12 protein-coding genes are annotated in these 20,633 nt (G+C 65.9%); 6 read left to right on the top strand and 6 right to left on the bottom strand.

Going from position 1 to position 20,633, the window contains the following annotated elements; translation table 11 throughout:
• Positions 1-2 precede the first annotated feature (2 nt).
• A complete protein-coding gene (locus KEG57_RS17010; RefSeq protein WP_272420624.1) occupies positions 3-7,739 on the bottom strand; it encodes a type I polyketide synthase in 7,737 nt (2,578 codons plus the stop codon).
• 738 nt (positions 7,740-8,477) lie between these two features.
• Here KEG57_RS17010 and KEG57_RS17005 point away from each other — a divergent pair.
• The 6 genes from KEG57_RS17005 to KEG57_RS16980 all read left to right on the top strand — a co-directional run bounded on the left by KEG57_RS17005 (position 8,478) and on the right by KEG57_RS16980 (position 14,988).
• A complete protein-coding gene (locus tag KEG57_RS17005; RefSeq protein ID WP_272420622.1) occupies positions 8,478-8,798 on the top strand; it encodes a DUF6312 domain-containing protein in 321 nt (106 codons plus the stop codon).
• 31 nt (positions 8,799-8,829) lie between these two features.
• Positions 8,830-9,105, top strand: coding sequence for a DUF6200 domain-containing protein (locus KEG57_RS17000; RefSeq protein WP_272420621.1), 276 nt, complete (start codon positions 8,830-8,832; stop codon positions 9,103-9,105).
• Between the two features lie 139 nt (positions 9,106-9,244).
• On the top strand, positions 9,245-11,071 hold the full coding sequence (locus KEG57_RS16995; RefSeq protein WP_272420619.1) for an ABC1 kinase family protein: 1,827 nt from the start codon (positions 9,245-9,247) through the stop codon (positions 11,069-11,071).
• A 45-nt stretch (positions 11,072-11,116) separates the two neighbouring features.
• Positions 11,117-12,616: a flavin monoamine oxidase family protein gene (locus tag KEG57_RS16990; protein ID WP_272458630.1), complete on the top strand. Its 1,500-nt coding sequence runs from the start codon at positions 11,117-11,119 to the stop codon at positions 12,614-12,616.
• A gap of 10 nt (positions 12,617-12,626) precedes the next feature.
• The gene (locus tag KEG57_RS16985) at positions 12,627-13,484 is read left to right on the top strand and encodes a 50S ribosomal protein L11 methyltransferase (protein WP_272458629.1); all 858 of its coding nucleotides are present in this window, start codon (positions 12,627-12,629) and stop codon (positions 13,482-13,484) included.
• Between the two features lie 10 nt (positions 13,485-13,494).
• A complete protein-coding gene (locus KEG57_RS16980) occupies positions 13,495-14,988 on the top strand; it encodes a substrate-binding domain-containing protein (protein ID WP_272458628.1) in 1,494 nt (497 codons plus the stop codon).
• A 346-nt stretch (positions 14,989-15,334) separates the two neighbouring features.
• Here KEG57_RS16980 and KEG57_RS16975 read toward each other — a convergent pair whose 3' ends face one another.
• The 5 genes from KEG57_RS16975 to KEG57_RS16955 are packed head-to-tail and all read right to left on the bottom strand — an operon-like array spanning position 15,335 to position 20,621.
• Positions 15,335-16,369, bottom strand: a complete 1,035-nt coding sequence (locus tag KEG57_RS16975) for a prohibitin family protein (protein ID WP_272458627.1) — start codon at positions 16,367-16,369, stop codon at positions 15,335-15,337.
• A complete protein-coding gene (locus KEG57_RS16970) occupies positions 16,366-16,554 on the bottom strand; it encodes a hypothetical protein (protein ID WP_272458626.1) in 189 nt (62 codons plus the stop codon). Before KEG57_RS16970 ends, KEG57_RS16975 begins: the two co-directional genes overlap by 4 nt.
• A 7-nt stretch (positions 16,555-16,561) precedes the next feature.
• Complete coding sequence (locus KEG57_RS16965) at positions 16,562-17,158, bottom strand: YcjF family protein (protein ID WP_272458625.1); 597 nt, start codon at positions 17,156-17,158, stop codon at positions 16,562-16,564.
• 2 nt (positions 17,159-17,160) lie between these two features.
• Positions 17,161-18,888: a cyclic peptide export ABC transporter gene (locus KEG57_RS16960; RefSeq protein ID WP_272458624.1), complete on the bottom strand. Its 1,728-nt coding sequence runs from the start codon at positions 18,886-18,888 to the stop codon at positions 17,161-17,163.
• Complete coding sequence (locus KEG57_RS16955; protein ID WP_272420608.1) at positions 18,885-20,621, bottom strand: carbamoyltransferase family protein; 1,737 nt, start codon at positions 20,619-20,621, stop codon at positions 18,885-18,887. Before KEG57_RS16955 ends, KEG57_RS16960 begins: the two co-directional genes overlap by 4 nt.
• Positions 20,622-20,633 lie beyond the last annotated feature (12 nt).

The following is a 20,633-nucleotide window of genomic DNA, read 5'->3' as shown; positions in this document are numbered from 1 at the left end:
CCTCAGAACGTGATGGTCTCGAGCTCTTCTTCCGCGTCGGCATTCGAAGCCTTCGCCTGCGCGCCCTCGAGCAGGCGCGCGAGAGAGACCTGCTGGTGCAGGTATGTCGCGAGCGAGCCGATGTCGTCGTATCGGCTGAGCGCCACGATCGAGGGCTCGAAATCGAGGCCCGTTCGAATGCGATTCCGGAGCTCCAGCTTCATCAACGAGTCGAGCCCGAGGTGATGGAAGGACGCGTTCCGCTCGATTTTGGACGAATCGATGCGGAGCACGTGGCCCATCTCCCGCGCCAAGAACCCCTCGAGCAACGCGAGCCCCTCATCGTGGTTCGCTCCCGCGATCGCCGCGCGCAGATCCCGGGACCTGTCGGAGCTCGCCCTCTCGTCGCGAGACCCCGCCGCGAGCAACGCGCCGAGGTACGAGGATCGGGCTGCATCCGGGTAAAACTCGACCCATCGCTGCGCGTCGAATCGGACGACGCTCACGTTCGCGCGCGGGTGAGCGAGCAGGCGCTCGAGCGCGAGCAGCCCCTCCCGGGGCGTCAGGCTGGCCATGCCGCGAGATTCGAGCCGCTTGCCGCGGCTGTCATCCGCCGTCGCGAGGCCAACCTCGGAGAACGGGCCCCACTGAATGCTCATCCCACAGAGGCCCCGGCGCTGCCGCTCATGCGCGAGCGCATCGAGCATCGCATTGGACGCCGTATAGTTGGATTGTCCGGGCGAACCGAGGAGCGCCGCGATCGACGAGTACAGGATGAAGAAGTCGAGGTCCTGGCCCTCGGAGAGCGCGTGCAGATTCCAAGCCCCAAGCGCCTTCGGCGCGAAGACGCTCCGGAAGCTCTGCTCGGTTTGCTCGAGCAACGTGCGGTCGTCGAGAACCGCGGCGGCGTGGACGATCCCTGCGAGCTTCGGCATCTGCGCGTCCAGCAGGCCGAAGACCCGCTCCGCTTCCTCGCGGCGTGATACGTCCGCCGACACGACGAGGATCTTCGCGCCGCTCGTCTCCATAGCGGCGATCGCCTCCTGCGCCTCTCGACCTGGGTTTCTACGCCCGACCAGGGCAACGTGCCTTGCGCCTCGATCGACGAGCCCGCGCGCCAGAGAGAGCCCGAGCCCCCCGAGCCCACCGGTGATCAAGTACGTCCGGTCCCCGCGGATCGAAACGGGCTCCGCGGACGCCGGAACGATCCGGGCTTCCGGATCCTTCATCGCAATCGCGAGTTTGCCGATGTGCTTCGCTTGCGCCATGTACTGGAATGCCTCGGCGGCACGCGAGGCCGGGAACGTTCGCACGGGCAGCGGCGCGAGCGCGAGCGCCTCGAACATCTCCATGAGTTCTTGAAGGAGCGCGCCGATCTCCTCCGGCTGCTGCGCCAAGAGCGCGAGCAAGTCCACGAGGGAGAACGACAAACTCCGCAGGAACGGTCGGAGGCCGAGCGGTTTGTCTTCGTAATAGTCCCGCTTCCCGATCTCGACGAATCGCCCGTAATCACGGAGCAAGGACAGGCTCGCCGGGATGAACTCCCCCGAGAGGGAGTTCAGGACGACGTCCACACCCTCTCCGCGCGTGATCTGCTTGATCTCGTCGACGAAAGCGAGCGAGCGTGAATCGAACACGTGATCCACGCCGATCGAGCGAAGGTAAGCACGTTTCTCCTCGCTCCCCGCGGTCGCGAAGATCTCCGCGCCGACATGCTTCGCGAGCTGGATCGCCGCGAGCCCCACCCCGCCCGCGCCTGCGTGGATCAACACCCGCTCGCCTCGCCGCAGGCGGCCGATGCGAACGAGCGCATAATAGGCGGTCGCGAAGACAGCGGGCAGCGTCGCCGCCTCCGCCCACGAAAACCGCGTCGATTTCGCTACGATATGCTCGCTCCGCGCGAGCACGTGGGAGCTGAATGTACGCACGCCGAACCCGAGAACCTCCTGGCCGACGGACCACTGCGTGACGCCTTCGCCCACGGCGACCACCCGCCCCGCGCATTCGAGGCCGAGCCGCGGTCCCTGCCCATCGGCCCCCGCCGCATCGTCCGGCAGCACGCCCATGGCGAGCAGGACGTCCCGGAAATTCAGGCCGGCCGCCTCCACCTCGACGAGCACCTCCCCGGGACCAGGAACGAGCGCACGAGCCTCGTGCAGCGAGAGCCGCTCGAGCACACCTGGCGATTGAATTCGTAGCTGGAAAGGTTTGTCTTGCGCGGGAACCTTGCGTGCACCGAGAGAGGCGTGCTCGCCAGGCTCGAACGTTCCCCGAACGAGCTCCGCGACGTACCGCTCTTCGTCCCGCCACGCGACTTGATCCCCGCCGCCCTTGGCCAGGAGCTCACGCCGCAAGAGCTCGCCATCTCGTTCGCTCGCTGTCGCGGCGAGATCAATCGACGTGCAGGGCAGCTCGGGGTGCTCGAGGACGAGGGTCCTCGCGAGCCCGATGAGCGGCGCCTGCCCCACCGAGACCGGCTCGCCCGCGCGCACGGCCTGCGCCCCGCGCGTGACCAGGAAGAGCCGCGGCGGCGACCGAAAATCATTCCGGAGGAGCGCCTGCGCCAAATACAACGCGCTCACGCTCCCGCGCGCAAGGCCCGCCGAGAGCGTCTCCAGCGTTGTCGCGTCCGGCGACGCGGCGTCGAGGCTCGCGAGGTGAACGGCGCCGAGACAAACTCTTTCGGCGCCGAACGCATCTCGAAGCAATCTTCGGTAGTCGTCCGCGTTCGCCGGATCGATTGTGTAGAGATCCGGCTCGATGCGAGCATACGAAGAGCCCGGGAAGACACGCACGCAGGATCGTCCGGCAGCGCTGAGCTCCGTTTCGAGCGAGGCGCCCACGCCGCTTCGATCCATGAGCAGGAGCCACGCGCCCCCCTCCGGCAAACGCGCGGGAGGCTGAGGCTCGACGTGCCTCCAGGCGATCTCGTGTACGCATCCCTCGAGCGGATCCTTCGTCGACGACGAGGCCGCTTCGAGGGGTTGCGCTCGGAGCCCCTCGATCTCGACCAGGGCGCGGCCATTCTCGTCGACGATCCAAAGATCGCAATGCCCCGCGACCTTCGTCACCACGACCCATGCCTTTCGTGACGGCCGCGCGTGAACGGTGAGCCGCGCAATGCCCACGGGCACGTACGTCACGGCATCCGCGGTCGTCGCGAGGAAGCTCATCGCGCTCTGCAAGCAAGCATCGAGCAAGGACGGATGCAGAATGTACCCGTGATCATCCACGATGTCGGGCAGCTCGACACGACCGAGCGCCTGGTCCTCCGCCGTCCGCAGCTCGGCGAGCGCCTGGAAAGCCGGACCATAATCGAGCCGTCGCGCGGACATCTGCGCATAATGCTCGGCGGCAGAAAGACGGCTCGAGAACCGCTGCCCGAGGCTCTCCGGCTTCTCCACCTGTCGCGCGGAGTCCGGGCTCCCGCCGTCGATGCGCATCACGCCTCGCGCGTGGCGCGTGAAATGGGAATCCTCCGGCTCGCGGCTCGCGATCCGGAACGAGCATCGCCCCGCGCCCGTGTCGGTCAACACCACCTGCGCGATTCGTTCGCTGTCGTCGTCCCCGAGCACGAGCATCTGCTCGAACGTCACGTCTTCTAGAACCAGCTTGGCTGCGCCGAGTTTCTCTCGACCCGCGGCGAGCGCCATCTCCAGGTACCCTGCCCCGGGGAAAACGACGGACGCTTGCACCCGATGATCACGGAGATACGGCGTGACCCCCACGCCGAGAGTCTGTTCCCACCAATGCTCGTCGTTTTGCGCCGATGACACGAGAAGCCGCGACCCGAGGAGCGGGTGCTCGAAGCGTCCCTTCCCGCTCTCCGTGCGCCTCCGCGTGTGCGTGACGGGCGCCCGATTGGGCTCGATCCAGAATCGCTCGCGTTGCCACGGATAGGTCGGCAGCTCCACCACGCGCCCGCCCTCCGGATGGGTTCGCCTCCAATCGATGGCGCGGCCATGCACGAAGAGCCTCCCCAGGGATTGAAGCAGGCTCTGCCGCTCGTCGGCTTGCCGGTACAGCGAAGCCAGCGCCACACCTTTCGTTCCGCTCTCGCGGAGGTTCTCCTCCACCGAGGGAACCAGAATCGGGTGAGGGCTCATTTCCAGGAAGATCGTGTACCCCTCCCGAATGAGCTCTCGTGTGGCCTGGGAGAAGAGTACGGGCTTGCGCATGTTCTCGGCCCAGTAGTCGGCACCCAGCTCGTCGCCCGAAACCGGTGCACAGGTCACGGTCGAGCGCATCGGGATGCTCGCCTTTCTCGGAGAAAGGCCGGCGAGGGCCGCGACGAGCTCGCCTCGCAGCGGCTCCATCTGCGGGCTATGGGACGCGACGTCCATTTTCACGCGTCGGAAAAATACCTCTTTCTCCTCGAGCCTCGCGAGAACCTCCGCGAGCGCTTCGGTCTCACCGGCGATCACCGTCGAGCGCGGGCCATTGCTCCCGGCCACGCCGAGGCGCGTTTCGTATCCGACGAGCGCCCGCTCCGCGTCCGGCAACGCGAGCTCCACCAGCGCCACCGCGCCGTTCCCGCTCATGGTGCTCATCAGCCGACTTCGGCGACCGATGACCGCCGCAGCATCCTCGAGCGAGAGCGCGCCGGCCACGTAAGCGGCCGCGACTTCGCCCATGCTATGGCCCACCACGGCGTCCGGCACGACGCCCCAGGACCTCCAGAGCGCCGCGAGCGCCACTTCGACGGCGAACAGCACCGGTTGCACCACGCTGCCCTCGGCGAGCCGCGATCTCGCCTCTTCGGCGCGGAGCTCGTCCACGACCGAAAGGTCGCACTCGGGCCGGAGCGCGGCGTCACAGGCCTCGATCGTCTCGCGAAACACCGGCTCCTCCGCGAGGAGCTGCCTGCCCATGCCCACCCACTGCGAGCCTTGACCGGGGAACACGAAAGCCACCTTCGGCGCCGACAGCGGCGAGGTACCGTGCGCGATGGCCGTCGGTTCCTCCCCGCGCCCGAAGGCCTCGAGCGTCTCCGCGATCTCGTCCCTCGAATTGCCCACGATGGCGAGGCGATGTGCGAGGTGGCTCCGCCGGACGCTCGACGTGAATGCGATGTCCGAGAGCTCGACGTCCGGCGTCTTGCGGATATGCTCTCCCATCCTTCTCGCATGATCGCGGAGCGCCGACGCGGTGTGCGCCGACAGCGGCAAGACCTGGGACCTTCCGCGGTCACGCAGCTCCTCGGGCTCGCGCGGACCCAGCGCGGCAAGCGATTCGGAGAGCACGGCATGGCTCCGCTCGTCTCGACGCATGGTCGGCAGGGTAAGCCCGGACAGACCCAATTCCGCGGAACATTGCTCGATCGGACGCACGAGCAAGGGATGCGGGTCGAGGTCGAGGAAGGTCTCGTGTCCCTGCCGGAGGAGGAGCGACGTCGTCTCCGCGAAGAGCACGGGTTCGCGGAGGTTCCTGCACCAGTAAGCCGCGTCGAGCGCCGCGCCGTCGATGCGGTTCCCCGTCACCGTGGAGTAGAACGGAATCGCGCCGGAGCGCGGCGACAACCCCTCGAGCGCCTCGGCGAGAGAAGGCAGGAGCGAATCCATCTCGCGGCTGTGGGATGCGTAGTCGACCTTGATTCGCCGGCAAGTGACGCCGTCCCGCTCGAGCTCCGTGATCAATGCCTCGAGCGCCGCTTCGTCCCCCGAAAGCACGGTCGCGCTCGGGCTGCTGCTCACGGCAATGGACACGCTGTCGCCGCGGCCCTCGAGCGCCCGCTGCGCGGCAGCCATCGGGAGCTCGACGACGGCCATCGCCCCCTTGCCCGACGCCTGCGTGACGAGCTTGCTCCGTACACAGATGACGCGCGCGGCGTCGTCGAGGTCGAGGCAACCGGCCACGTGCGCGGCGGCGACCTCGCCCATGCTCTGTCCCACCACCGCGCAGGGCTCGACGCCGAGCGACCGCACGAGCGACGCAAGGGCGACCTGCACCGCGAAAATGGCCGGTTGCACCTTCGGGGTCTCCTCGAGCCACCCTGCGTCTTGCGAGAGTAGCACATCGAGGAGGGAGCCCTCCAGATGAGGACGCATCGCCACGTCGCAGCGCTCGATTGCGGCTCGAAACGCAGGCTCGACGAGGAGGTCCATCCCCATTCGCAGCCATTGTGAGCCCTGTCCGCCAAAGACGAACACCGGCGCGACCCTGGGACGAACGCGGCCGAGCCTCTGCGCAATCGTCATGCCGCCTTCGAGGACGACATGGCAATTCGTTCCGCCGAACCCGAAGCCACTCACGCCGGCCAGCCGGCGACCCCCGTGCTCGGGCCACGGCTCGACGGTGGTCGGCACCGCGAGGCGAAGAGATTCGAAATCGATGTGCGGGTTTGGCGATTGAAAATGGAGGTTCGGCGGGACCACGCCATTTCGCAACGAGAGCGCCGTCTTGACGAGCCCGGCGATTCCTGCGGCTGCCTCGAGGTGACCGATGTTCGTCTTCACCGCACCGAGCCGGAGCGGCCTGTCCGGGGAGCGCCCCGCCCCGAGCACGGCTCCGATCGCACCCGCCTCGATGGGATCGCCGAGCATGGTGCCCGTCCCGTGCGTCTCGACGAAGTGAACATCGCGCGCGTCGATCCCCGCGTCCGCATACGCGTCGTGGAGGACGAGCTCCTGCGCTTTCGGGCTCGGCGCCGTCAATCCATTGCTCGCGCCGTCATTGTTCATCGCGCTGCCGAGCAGGATGCAATGGATGGTGTCGCCATCGGCGAGGGCGCGTGAGAGGGGCTTCAGCACGACGACGCCGCCGCCTTCGCCCCGAACGTAACCGTTCGCCCGTGCGTCGAAGGCCTTCGATCGCCCGTCGGGCGCCATGGCGCCGAACTTCGACATCGCCACCGTGCTCTCCGGTGAGAGCAAGAGGTTCACGCCGCCCGCGAGCGCGAGATCGCATTCGCCGAGCTCCAGGCTGCGGCGTGCATGGTGAACGGCGACGAGCGACGAGGAGCAGGCTGTATTGAAGGCAATGCTGGGCCCACGGAGACCGAGCGTATACGACACGCGGGCCGGAATGATGCTGAGGTCCTGTCCCGTCGCCGAATGCTGGGTCATGGCGATGCGCCGGTCGTCCGGGATGTCGGCGTAGTCGTGCCACATCGCGCCCATGAAGACGCCCGTCCGGCTATCTTCGAGCGAGCGCGGTGGGATGCCGGCGCTCTCGAGCGCCTCCCACGCGAGCTCCAGCACGAGCCTCTGCTGCGGGTCCATCTCCATCGCTTCTCGCGGGGAGATACCGAAGAACTGGGGATCGAACTGGTCGACCTGGTCCAGAAATCCGGCCCATTTCGTCGACATTTTCCCGGGCGCGCTGACGTCTCTGTCGTACAGCGCGTCGATGTCCCATCGATCCCTGGGCACTTCGGAGATCGCGTCCACGCCCGAGCAAAGCATCCGGAAGAACGAGGCGGGATCCGAAGCTCGGGGGAACCGGCAGGCCATCCCGACGATCGCCATCGGCTCCTTCGCCGCCACCCCGCTACGCGCGGCGAGCCGCGGCGCGACGGGCTCTTTTCCCCGATCGCCGGCCAGGTAACCGAGAAGGGCCGCGAGCGTCGGATACTCCCAGGCGAGCGTTGGAGCGAGAGGACGCCCGAGCTTGCGCCCGAGGTCCGCCACGATCCGGGTCATATCCATCGAGTCCAGGCCATGGCGGCTGAACGGCTCGTGCACGTCGATCGAGTCGGGCGATGCCCCCCGTTTGGCAGCCACCCGTTGCATCAACCAGCTGCGGAGGTCCTCCATGTCCATCGTGTCTCCTTACCTATGTTTCCTGGAGCTCGAGCTCGCCCGCTGACGCCCATTGAGCACGTGGATGGAGCTTCGCCATACCGCGCAACCGCGGCGACGGGCGGCGAGAATCACTCCGCACGGATGAGACTGCTTCGCCGAAAGCGAAAGTATTTATGCTAACCCTGCCCCTCGGGGCTCCCGCCAAAACGCTGCTACCACGACCACCCTGACTCCGAATACAGGTTCGATGGTCAGCGGCACATTTAGAACAATGGCGCGCGAGTGGCAAGCAAAAATCTCGCCGGGACGGCGCGTGGTGCGCAACGAGCCAGAACCCGCGCAGGATCCATCGAATCTGCCATGGGGAGGGTGAGGACTGGATCCCGCAATCGACGTCGGGGGTGAGGTCTGGGCTCCGCAATCAACCCAGGCGCCATGGATCGTATGATCCAATGGGCTCAGGTGAGCCATGGACAGAAATCGGGCGAAGACCGGGACGAGGCAGGTGCCTTAAAGCCGAATTTTCGCTTAAAATTCAACATGTTGGTACACATCGGACGCACGCACATCGGGGTGGTTCGATCGATCCACTCGTCTGGACGACCCTGCATGTTGAGGGACCTCGGGAGAGCCAGGTCCCGGGCTCGTGTGTGATACCGCTTTTCCTGTGGACATTTCTAGATGCGCTTCACTACGATGCGCGCTCGCGAGGGGGCTTCGACCTGAGCCGTCCCTCGTCACTGTCGGAGGTAAATCATGGAAATCAGGCGAATCAAAGGCATCAAGCGGATCGTCATCCCGCAACAGGCCGGCACCCCCGGCGCCGCCTCGAATTCCCTGCAGCTCGTGGCGGGCCGCAGGCGGAAGCGGAAGAAGCTCTCGAAGAGCTCCAAGTTCCTCGAGAAGGTGACGCGACGGGCCGCGAAAGCGAATCGGTCCGGTCTCGACGACTACTTGGCCCGCCACGATCGCTCGAACCGCAAGAAGAAGAACGGCTGGCTGAAGGACCTTTCGAAGAACGTCTTCCGGTCAAGCAAAAAGGGCCGCAAGAGCTTCAAGCTGAGCTCGCTCTTCTGACCAACGCATCGACCGGATAACGGAGAACATCATGGCAACCGAAACCGTGACGAATACGAAGCCGGCCGCATCGGCCGGATCCACCGCATCGGCCGCAGAGCCGATCGTCATCGACATGGGCAAGAAGAAGCGCAAGCTCGTCAAGAAGCTGCGCCGCGGCAAGCCGAACCGGCTGATGGACCGCATCCAGGAGGTCCTGCAGGAGGCGAGGGACGCCAAGGCGATCCCGGCCGGCGCGCAGCCGGTCGTCATCGTCATCCGTGAGAAGAAGAATACGAAGTACGGCAAGATGTGGGGCCTTGGCTGATAGCTGAGGGCTCATTGCCCGGGAGCCGATCGAAGCGTTGATCGGCTCCCTCTTGTTTCCGTCGCCCCATAACGTGGCTCTATTTGCGGGCGGGCGGTCTCTACAGAGTCTCTTGCGTCGCGCGATATCACGAAGGCCCATGCTGAAAAAGAAGCTCATTCCGACACCACTCGAGCTGGGCAACGTCCACCGCAGCCGCGTGGGGGCCCGAAAGGCCACCAGCCCGGTGCGCTACCGGCTCCTCTTCATCTTCTGGCTGTGCCTCCGTGTCGTATGGCACCTCGTGATGGCGCGCATCCGGAAGCCCGCGGGTCCGGGCGGCAAGTACACGCCCCTGCGACTCGCGCAGCTCGTCCGGGAATCGGCGGAGCGGCTTGGCGGCTTGTGGATCAAGGCCGCGCAGATCATGGCCATGCGCCGTGATATCTTCCCCAAGATATTCTGTGACGAACTCGCCGCGCTTCACGATCGAGCGGTCGGGTTCCCTGGGGACGTCGCCGTTCAGATCATCGAACAGGAGCTCAACTGCTCGATCAAGGACGTCTTCCGCGAGTTCGACGTCGTCCCGCTCGCCGCGGCATCGATCGGCCAGGTCCACGTGGCGCGCCTCCGGGAGACCGGAAAGAAGGTGGCCATCAAGGTCCAGCGCCCCGGCATCATCGACTCTTTCCGCAACGACCTCGACATCTTCGCCGGGTATCTAAACTTCCTCAAGCTTATCCGCTTTATGCCCTGGGGGAGATGGGACGAGATGTTCCAGAAGCTCCAGGGGACCCTCGCCGACGAGGTCGACTATCGCATCGAGGCCGCCGCGATGCGCCGCATGCGACGCACCTTGAAGCAGGACAAGATCTATGTTCCCCGGGTCTACTCGCGTTATTGCTCCAAGCGAGTGCTCGTCATGGAGTTCATCGATGGCGTGCTCATGTCGGATTACATCCACTCGCTCATCGACGAACCCAAGAGGGCCAAGCAATGGCGCAAGGAGAACAACGTCAGGACCAAGAAGCTCGGCGAGCGCCTGTTCCTCAGCTTCCTGATGCAGGCCCTCGAGGACAACCTGGCCCACGGCGATCTTCATCCCGGCAACATCATGTTGCTCAAGAACAGCCGGATCGCGTTCATCGACTTCGGCTCGGTCAGCGTCCTCGACAAGGGGTTTCTCGAGAAATACAGGATCGCGATCCGGTACGTGGCCCTGCGTGACTTCTCGAAGTTCTTCGACGTGAACCTGACCATGGTCCCAGGAGTGCCCAACGTCGATATCGAGAAGATGCGCTCGGAGGTCGTGCGCGAGCTCGAGGGCTGGGAGGCGCTCACCGACGTCAAAGGCATTCCCTACGAGCAGCGGGCGCTGACGGGCGCGAACGTTCGGCTCGCCGCGATATTCGGCACGTACAAGGTCCCGCCGAACTGGGGGCTCCTGCGATTGATGCGGAGCAGCGCGGCGCTCGACGCGTCGCTCAAGTTCTTGATCCCCGAGGTCAACTTCTTCAAGCTGACGCGCCGCCATTTCCAGCGGCTCAACCAGCGAAGGGCGAAGTTCGTCCGGTCGAAGCACAGCCGCGAGGCCCTCGCCAACACCATCGGCGACTTGATGCGATTGCCCGCCGGCGTCGGCGAAAACCTCATCTTTCAGGGCGAGCTCATCCGCAAGCGCGCCATGAACTTCCAGGCGCAGATCTCGAAGGCCGCCGAGGTGGGCAAGGCCCTGCTTACCACCGCCCTGAACATCGGCCTCATCGCGACGGTGCTCGTCGTCGCGCGTTACCTGTCGAAGCAGCACGATGTGGGGACGAAGGCGCTCGCGCAGCTCCCGGTGCGGGACGTCTTCAGCTCGATGCCACACCTCTCCCCCGGCATGTGGCTCGTCGTCATCGTGCTCTCGTTCTACCTGCTCCAGAACTTGCGAAAGCTCGTGAAGGTCCTCGGTGTCACCGGCGTGGGCACGAACCCGTTCGTGTGACACGCGTCGCCGATCCGTGGCATGGGTGAGGAGATGAGGCATACCGTGCGTAATTTTTCGAAGCCTCTGCCGTTGACGCGAAGGGAGCTCCTTCGTGGCACGGCTCTCGCCGCGGGCAGCATGCTCGTGGGTTGCGGACAACGCGGGTGCTCCCGGTCCGCACCCCTCGAGAAGCGGACCGCGGACGTCGTGGTCATCGGCGCTGGTTTGTCCGGGCTCGTCACGGCGCGGGAGCTCCTCAAGGCGGGCGCCGGCTCGGTCATGGTGCTCGAGGCACGCAACCGGGTCGGAGGCTTGACCATCAGCCAGGAGGCCGCGCCGGGCGTCTTCGTCGACGGGGGCGGAAGCTGGGTCAGACCCAATCACACACGAATCCTCGCGCTCGCAGAGGAGCTCGGCGTGAGCGCGGTGGACGTGTCCGAGGGCAGAGGAAGCCCCATTTTCCTCTTCGACGGGGTCCGCATCGCAGGCGCTGGGCGGCTCTTCTCGCGCGCCGAGATGCGAGAATTGAGAGGCCTACGGGACAAGCTCGAAGCAATGGGGGCCGAGCTGCCGGACGGGGCTCCGTGGAATGCGCCACGCGCGGCGGAGTACGATTCCATCTCGATGTTCAACTGGCTCTCGGAAAATTCGACGACCGTGTGGGGAAGACGCGACGTCGAGATGGCCATCGACTGGACGTTCGGATGCGGCCCCGAGGAGATCTCGCTCCTGCGGTTCGTCGCGGCGGTCAAGGCCCAGGGCGGACTCGAAAACCTGATGGCCATTTCTCGCGAGATTCCCAAGGTGTTCGTCGGAGGATCGCAGCAGCTCTCCCTGAAGATGGCCGAGCTCCTCGGGGATCGTGTGCTCCTCGGTTCGCCGGTGACCCGGATCGTCGACGAGCCCTCGGGGCCGCTGCGCGTCGAGACGGAGCGCCTCTCCATCGAGTGCCATCGTGTCGTGGTCGCGATGATGCCCGCGGATGCTCGTCGAATCGACTTCGAGCCGTCCTTGCCCAAGCCGAAGAAGGAGCTCATTCGCCAATGGAGCGGCTCCCCGGACTACAAGGTGCATATCGTGTACGAGAAGCCTTTCTGGCGCGCGAACGGGCTCAACGGGATCGGGGTCGGGGATGGCAGCGTCGTCGATTTCATCTTCGACAACACGCCCTCGTCGGGCGCGCCGGGCATTCTCGTGGCGTTCGGCGCAGGGGAAGAGCTGCCGGCGAGCCTGCGAGCGCGAAGAGAAGCGGTCGTCGACGCGCTGCTCGACTTCTTCGGCGACGAGGCACGAGAGGCGATCAATGTCGTCGACATGGACTGGTTGAGCGAACCGTGGTCGAGCGGATGTGCTTCGCCGCTCAGGCCGGGCGTGCTCAGCAAATACGGCGCGGCGTTGCGTGACCCCGTGGGCCGGATTCACTGGGCCGGCTCGGATACGTCGCTCGAACACGATGGGAGCATGGAAGGCGCGGTTCGCTCCGGAGAGCGGGCCGCCGCCGAGGTGGCGACGGCCTTGCGTGAACGCGGGGTCATCCCCGCGCCGGCAACGTCGAGCGGATGAAGCATCGAGCATGCACGCGATCGATCTCCTTGTCCGAAGCGCGCTCGCCGACAAGCGGCTGAACGTCATCGACGGTCTTCACGTCGTCACGGATCGGCTCGATTACCGCGCCATCGATCAGGTCTTCCCGCTCTTCGCCGAGCAGCAGTTCTTCCTGGACGAGCTCCTGCGCGACAAGATCCAGGGCGCCGAGGTGCTCGAGATCGGCCTCGGCTCGGGCGTCCTTTCGATCGGGGCCCTGCGCGCAGGGGCGAAGCGGGTGACCGGTCTCGAAATCAATCCACGCGCCAAGATCTTCGCCGGCTTCAATGCGATGATGAACGGCGTCGCGGACAACCTCGCGATCCTCGACGGAAATGAGCAGATCTTCCGCCCCGTGGAGGGGCGGACGTTCGATTACATCCTGTCGAACCCGCCGTTCGAGCCCACGCCGCCGGGCATGGCGTATTTCTATCACTCCGCCGCCGGGCCTTACGGGCTCGATTTCCTCGCCAAGCTCTTCCGCGGCCTCGACGCGCACCTCGCCGACGGCGGGCACGCGCAGATCGTGACCGCGGCGCCGGGAGACGCCGAGGAGCCGACGTTGCTCGTCGAGCTCGCGCGGACGCACCTCGCGGGGCAGACGCGGATCGTGCGAAATGCCGTCACGATGACGTTCGACGCGATCATGGATCGGCTCGCCGCGAAGGACATGGGCCCGGTCGACGCGGTCGACGCGCTGCGAGAGATGGCGCGACGAGATGGAGTGACCCACCTCCACCTCTGCGTCATCCATTACGAAAAGGGGCCGCGCGATCTCCGCGTCGAGACCGCGAAGAAGATCTACGACGACATCTGGGATCTTCCCGCCACGGAGATCGTGCTGTAGACTTTCCGAAGTGGCAAGTCGAAGCGACAAACCCAGCCTCGCGCCGAGCGCGATGGGGCCCTTTGGGTGGCGCGACACGCTCGGGCTCCTCGTGGTCGTCGGGATCCTCGGGGCGCTCGGATCCGGGTTCGTGCGTGATCAGCTCCGCATGCAGCACGTCGAGACGCCTCTCATCGTCGACGTGAAGACCACCACCGGCACGCAGACCGACCTCTGTGGTCCCGTGACGCGGGACGGGCGCCCGGAGGTGATCAGCATGCTCTACAGCAACGACAAGACGGCGTGGATCGAGGAGGCCGCCAATCGCTTCGCGAAGCTCTGCCCGAACATCCAGGTGAAGATCACGGCCATGGGCGACATCGATTCGGCCAACGCGATCCTCGCCGGAGAGCAGGCGCCCACGTTATGGGCGCCCGCCGACGAACTCATCCTGCGATACCTCGACGTGCGCTGGAGGAAGGAGAAGGGTCAGGGCAAACCGCTCTTCCAGACCTCCGAACAGACGTCCATCGCTCGCTCCCCCCTCGTCGTGCTGATCTGGGACGACCGGCGGCAAGTCGTCGAGGCCGTCTCGAAGGCCCGGCCCCCGAAGACCGGGCCCTGGGTCGAGCTCCTGTGTCCCGTCGTCCCGACAAACCCTACCCTCGCTGGAATGGCCATCGAGGACATGGTGCCGGGGAAATGGATCGACTGGTACAACCCGCTCGTCCCCCTCCCCACGAAGGCCCCCGCGCGAAAGAAGGACGCCGAGCCGAAGCCCGAGGAAGAGGCGCTCGTGTATCGCGCTCCCTTTCCCACGATCGCGCAAATGCGATCCTGGGGCCGCATGAAGTTCGGTCATACCTCTCCGACGCGATCGGCGTCGGGACTCGAGGCGCTCTACCTCATGGCATTCGATTACGTGCTGCCCCCGGGCGAGCGACAGCGCTCCACGGAGCAGGGCGTTCTCGATTTCGAGCGCGCATTCGCCGAGCAAAAGCAGGCGCTCGGCGCGTGGCTGCGCCGATGCGAGGCGGGCCTGGATCCGGCGCCGGACTCGGCGCATCTGCTCACCGATACGATCTTCAACGTGGGCACGTCCCGGTATGACGCCGTCGTGACCTACGAGCACCTCACGTTTGATGTCTTCGACCGGTTCGACCGGTTCGCCAGCGCCATGCCGGGCCTGCGCGTCCTCTACCCAGAGCCGACGATCATGAACCAGCACCCGGTCGTGTTCCTCGACCTCGAGCGAAACCTGACCGACGCGCGGAAGGTCGCCGCGAGGAAGTGGATCGATTACCTCCTCAGCACGGAGACGCAGAAGGCGGCGATCGAACACGGGTTTCGCCCGGCGAGCCCCTCGGTATCCATTCGTGATCACGACTCGGAGAAGAACGCCTTCCTGCGCTTCCGGCGGTATGGCGTGACGTTCGACACCGTCGTGAACGAGCCGCCGCGCGCGGACGGCGAGGTCGTGCACGAGCTCGTGCGGCTCTGGCAGGACGCGACGGGCCGGAACTGAGAGAGTGTTCCGAGGGCGTGTCGCCGGGGTTTCACCCCGGACCCGACCAGGGGCTCTTCGCCCCTGGACCCGAACCAGGGCAAGCCCTGGACTCGGGTTGGAAGAACCGCGCGATGCGCGGTTCTTCCAGAGGCCGGTGGCAAGACCAGGGACGGCGTTGCCAGCGCGGCTGTCTTGCTTGGCAGGGTCGTAGCTGGTCTTGACGTGGCCTGTTCGATGAACTGCGCATCGCGCAGTTCATCGACAAAAGGTCCAGCGCTTGCGCTGGTCCCGGGTCCCGGGGCGGATAGCCCCGGGTGGGGCCTGGGGCAACGCCCCAGCGAAGCGCCTCCCACCCGCGAAGCCGTCAAGGTTTGACGGGCTCGGGCGGCGGCGCCGGCGCCGCTGCGGGAGGCGGGGCGGGCGCGGGCGGCTCGGCTTTGGGCTTCTCGTCATGCGCGGCCGCGGCAGCGCCTGCGGGGGCTCCGCCCATCGCCGCGTCGACATTGAGAAGCATCTGCGCGCCCTGGCCTCCGCCGAGAACGACGACCTTGCTGTTCTCCGATTTCGCGAGCTCGAGCGTGGCGTCGATGCTCCGCCAGCGCAAGAGATCGGGGTTCACCTTGGCGACGATGAGGTTGTAATCGCGAATGCCCGCCGCTTCCGTGCGCTTTCGTTCCGCCTCGTTCTCCTCGCGCTCGAGCTTGTAGCGGTACTCGAGCATGAGCTGCTCCTGCTTGTACTTGTCTGCGATCGCCTGCTCGACGATGACCGGCAGATCGATATCGACGAGCTTGAGCTCCTGGATGACCACGTAAGGGCGGGAGCTCAAGGCCGCGCCGTCCTCCTCGAGCCTGCCGAGGACCGGGATCTGCCCGAGCTCCTGGAGCACGTCGCGCTTACTCGAGTAGATCTCGTGCGCGGGCCTCGAGCCAAAGGTGCGTCGCACGTGCGACTCGACCTCGGGCTTGATGAGCCGGTTGAAGTACTCCGTCCCGATGTCCTGGTGCAAAAACCCGAGCATCTCCTTGTTGGGGCGATACCGGATCGAGACCTTGACGCCGAGGTCGAGCCCCTCCTCGCTGAGGACGTCGAACTCGAGCGTCTTTTCCTGGAGGCGCGTCTCGTAAATGGTCAGGGTGTCCCAGGGCGGGATGACGTTGAGCCCCTCGGGCCATACGCGGTTCGTCACCGTGCCGCCCTTGAAGAAACGGTACATGACGGCGTGGCTGCCGGCCGGGACGCTGATGAAAATGCGCGGCCACAAGAAGCCGAGCGCGAGCAGCACGAGGACGAGCGTCGTGTAGGCGTAGAACTGGACCTTCTGCAGCCATGTCAGGAAGCGGATTCGCACGCTGCGTTCACGCTGCTCGTCGCTCTCGGGGCGCGCTTCCTGGATCATGTCTTCTTCACCTTGATGCGCCTCGGGCCGGATATCAGCGTCACGAGAAAACCTCCGAGCGGTGTTAGCAGGATCGAGGCGACGACGCCGCCCCAGAACCCGATACGCCGCGTCCTCCCGAGCAGCCCTACGGCAAACGCCGTGAGGAAGGGCAAACCATACTTGAAGAGCGGCTCGAGCTCCATGCTTCGCTCAGCTCGCCTTGCCCGACTTCGCGCGTTCCTCCTCCTGCACCTTCGCAACGGTCTCTTTCGCCTTCTCGAACTCTTGCTTGAAGTAGGCGCGCATCGCTTGCGGGTCGAAATCGAGGAGCGTGCCGCCCGACTCGAAATGCATCATGAAGACCTTGCCCGTCGCGTGCGTGAACGCGCCCGCGATGAGCGGCACGGTGACGATCCCGAGCGCCGTCCCCACGCCAGGAATGAGCTTCGCGAAGCTCGCGCCGATCGCCGCGCCGAGCGCCGTGCCGCCGAGGCTCGAGAGCAGCGCGCCGACGACCTTTTTGGCGGCGTCCTCCTTGAAGCCGACCTCGTAGAGCTCCGAGAGCTCGGCGAGCATCTTGATCTGCACGCCCGACACGGCGAGCGTGTCGACGAACGGAATGGGTACGACACCCGCGCCGAGCGACCAGAGCACGTTACGCCGGATGATGGCCTCGGCGCGACCGATACGCGAGACCGTCTCGGCGGCCGGCTTGGGCGCCTCCTTGGCGGCCGGCTTGGGCTCCTCCTTCGTCTCGACCTTCGGCTCGTCCTTGTCGTCTTTGGCTTGCGGCTTCTCGGTTGTCATGGTCATGACCTCGCTTCGCTTGTCGATTCGTTCGAGGAGGGAATGCTGCTGCGGGAGGGCGCCGGGGCCGCGTGTTCGATGGTGCGAATCTTCCCGTAGTCCATCGTAACGACGCGATCGGCGCAATGAAAATATCGATCGTCGTGGCTGACGGCGATCACCGTCTTGCCGCGCCGTTTGAGGGACGGGAGGAGCTCGTCGTAGAAGTGCTTGCGAAACTCCGGGTCCTGATCGGCGGCCCACTCGTCGAAAACGCAGATGGGCCGGTCCTCGAGGAGCGCGACGATCATGGCCAGGCGCTTTCTCTGGCCGGTGGACAGCTCGCGCTTGGTGAACCGGTCCTTCTGGAAATCCGTCTTGCCTTCGAGCTGCATCTCGACGAGGAGGCGACGCACGTGTGCTTCGTCGACGCCGAGCAGACCGTACACCCTCGAGAACAGATGAAAGTCCGAGAAGATCGCGGAGATCGTCTCGCGGTACGAGGCCACGTTCTCGGGGCGCACGCGCTCGTCGCCCGCGCGGAGCACGCCCGCGGTCGCCGGATACAGCCCCGTCAGGACCTTGAGCAGGGTGGATTTTCCGCTGCCATTGCCTCCGACGATGAAGACGATCTCCCCGGGCTCGATGGAGAGATCGATCGGGCCGATGCGGAAGGATGCGTCGCCGTTCGTCCCGGCGTACGCGTACTCGACGTCCCTCATCGCGATCACGCCCGGCTTGCCCTTCCACGGGTCCTCGGCTTGCTCGACGCGCGCGGCGTCCGCGGCAGCGTCGAGTTTCTCCTCGAGCGCGAGGATGTCCTTGACGGCATGGTTTGACCGGACATACGCAGGATAACCGCTGACCGCAGCCTGGAGCGGGCCCCAGAGGAACATCGCGGCGGTGACGAGCTTCGAGAGGGTGGCCCCCTCGATCGTGACGTGTCGGGGCAAAACGAACACCAGCGCGCCGAGGAGCGCGAACTGCGTGCAGCCCACGAGGATGAAATTCTCGTCGAAGAGGTGATTGGCCTTGCGCGAGACGTCGCGGAGCGACGCCGATGTCGCGTCGATGTCGGCGCGAATCTCGACGCTGCGCGCGCGTCCCAGCTTGGTCTCCTTGAAGCCCCGCAAGAGATCGGTGAGGCTGTCGAGGAATGCGATACGCGTCCGCGCGAGCTCGCGGAGGAGCGGGGTCATCCCTTCCGAGCGCGTGAAATAGAGCGTGAGGCCCACCGCGACGAGGAACGCGACGAGCACGAACGCCGGCAGCGAGAGCCACGCGACGTAGAGCACCGCGAACACGAAGATCAGGATCTGCTGCATCACGTTCGTGACGACGCCCGCGGCGTTCGAGATGAGCGTGGCGTTCTCCGTGATGCGATCGTAGATCTCGGCCGTGCCGAGGCGCTCGAGGCCGGCGAGCTCGGCGCGCTCGATCTTCTCGACGATGCGGCTCTTCAGCCGGAACAGGATCTCCTCGACGATATCCGTCATCCGGTGGAAGACGTAGCGAGCGCCGAATACGTACACGACGACGGCCAGGGCAAAGAGCAAGAAGATCTCGATGCCCACGTCGTCCGGTGATTGCGCGACGAAACCGACGAGCGTAACCACCAGCGTGTTCGAGATGCCGGCGCCCGTCGCGGCGATGAGCAGCTTCGGGCGTTCATCGGCGGCTTCCCGGAAGATGAAGCCGATGACGTTCGTGCCCGCGGGGCTCCCCCCGATGCCCGTGACCCTGGTTCTCAATGTGCCCTGCCGTTCGGCCCGCTCGGCCGATTCGATGGTTGCTTTCGCGCGTCGACCAGAAAGTCGCCGATGGCGAGCGCGTCGATGCGCGTCCCCTTGAACGTCTCGATCGCATGCTCGGGCGTGCAGACAATCGGCTCGCTGTCGTTGAACGACGTGTTGAGCAGCATGGGCACGCCCGTGATGGCCTGGAAGGCGGAGATGAGCTTGTGATACCGAGGATTCGTCTCGCGGCGGACGGTCTGCACGCGGCTCGTGCCGTCGACGTGCACGACGGCGGGGATGCGCTCCCGCTGCTCGGGTCGGGCAGGATAGGCGATCAGCATGAAATCGGAGGCGTCAGCGCTTTTCCCGATGCAGAACCATCGCCCGGCCTCCTCGACGAGCACGCTCGGCGCGAAGGGGCGGAACGGCTCGCGGTGCTTCACGCGGTCGTTCAGCACCTCCTTCATCGTGGGGGAGCGCGGATCCGCGAGCAGGCTGCGATTGCCGAGGGCGCGCGGGCCGTACTCCATGGCGCCCTGGAACCAGCCGACGATGTCGCCGCCGGCGATGAGCTCGGCGACCTTCCGCTCGATGTCGGCAACGCGCTCGTAGACGAGCCCGGAGCTCGCGAGGGCGCGCTCGATGGCGTCGTCGTCGAAGCTCGGCCCCGTGTAGGCGTGGCGAAGGGGAGATCGCTCGGGGTGGGAAAGCATGCCGTGCCAGATGTAGAGCGCCGCGCCGAGCGCCGTGCCCGCGTCGTGCGCGGCCGGCTGGACGTAGAGCCTTTCGAAAGGGCTCGCCTCGAAGGCGATGCGATTCGCGACGCAGTTGAGCGCGACGCCCCCGGCCATGCAAAGGTTTTTTGATCTCGTGCGCCTCGCGAGGTGGAGCATCATGTGCGTGATCGCGCGGTTCGTGATCTCCTGGAGCGCCGCGGCGATGTGCTCGTGCGCGGCGAGGACGGGCTCGCCCTTCTTGCGCGCGTGGATCTGGAACATCGCCTCGAGCAGCTGATACTCCTCGACCCGGAAGCAGAGCGTGTCCCCGTCGAGCGCGAAGCGCCCCTCTGGCGCGAGCGAGAGGAGGCGCTCGAAGTGCGGCAGGTAGCGCGCGGGATCGCCGTAGGACGCGAGGCCCATGACCTTGCACGCGTCGTACTCGGAGAACCCCAGGAACTTGGAGAGTTTTTCCCAAAGGAAGCCAAGGGAGGAGGGGTATCCGATCTCGTCGAGCGCCTCCATGCGGGTCCCGCTGCCGTATGCGAAGAGCGTCGATCCGAGCTCGCCGATCCCGTCCACGCAGAGAATGGCCGCCTCGCCAAACCCGGAGGGATAAAACGCCGACGCAGCGTGCGCGAGGTGGTGGCCCACCCATTTGAGTTCCCCGGTCATTCCCATGGCGCGGAGCTCCGCGGGCACCCGCTGCAGGAGGTCGAAGAAGAGCTGCTCGCCCTCCGTGCTCCCCCATCCGCCCGGGAGGACCCGATCCGCGATGTCCTTGTTCGCAAGGCGCGCGCGAGGATCGAGCGAGTAGCCGACCCACGAGACGTCCCGGAGCGTGATGCCCGCCGCGTCGAGGCAATGCTGGATCGCGAACCGCGGCAGCTCGTGGCCATTCGAAGGTTCGGCGGTCTTGCCGTGCTTCCGGCGCGAGAGGCGTTCTTCCTCGATCGCCGCGACGACCTTGCCATCCTGGAGCAGGCAAGCCGCCGATTCGTGATATGCCGCATTGATTCCCAGCACGTACATGATGAGCTCCAA

It is taken from the genome of Polyangium jinanense (assembly GCF_028435365.1).
The sequence above is the reverse complement of the archived record's forward strand: the minus strand, read 5'-3'. Positions and strand labels throughout refer to the sequence as shown.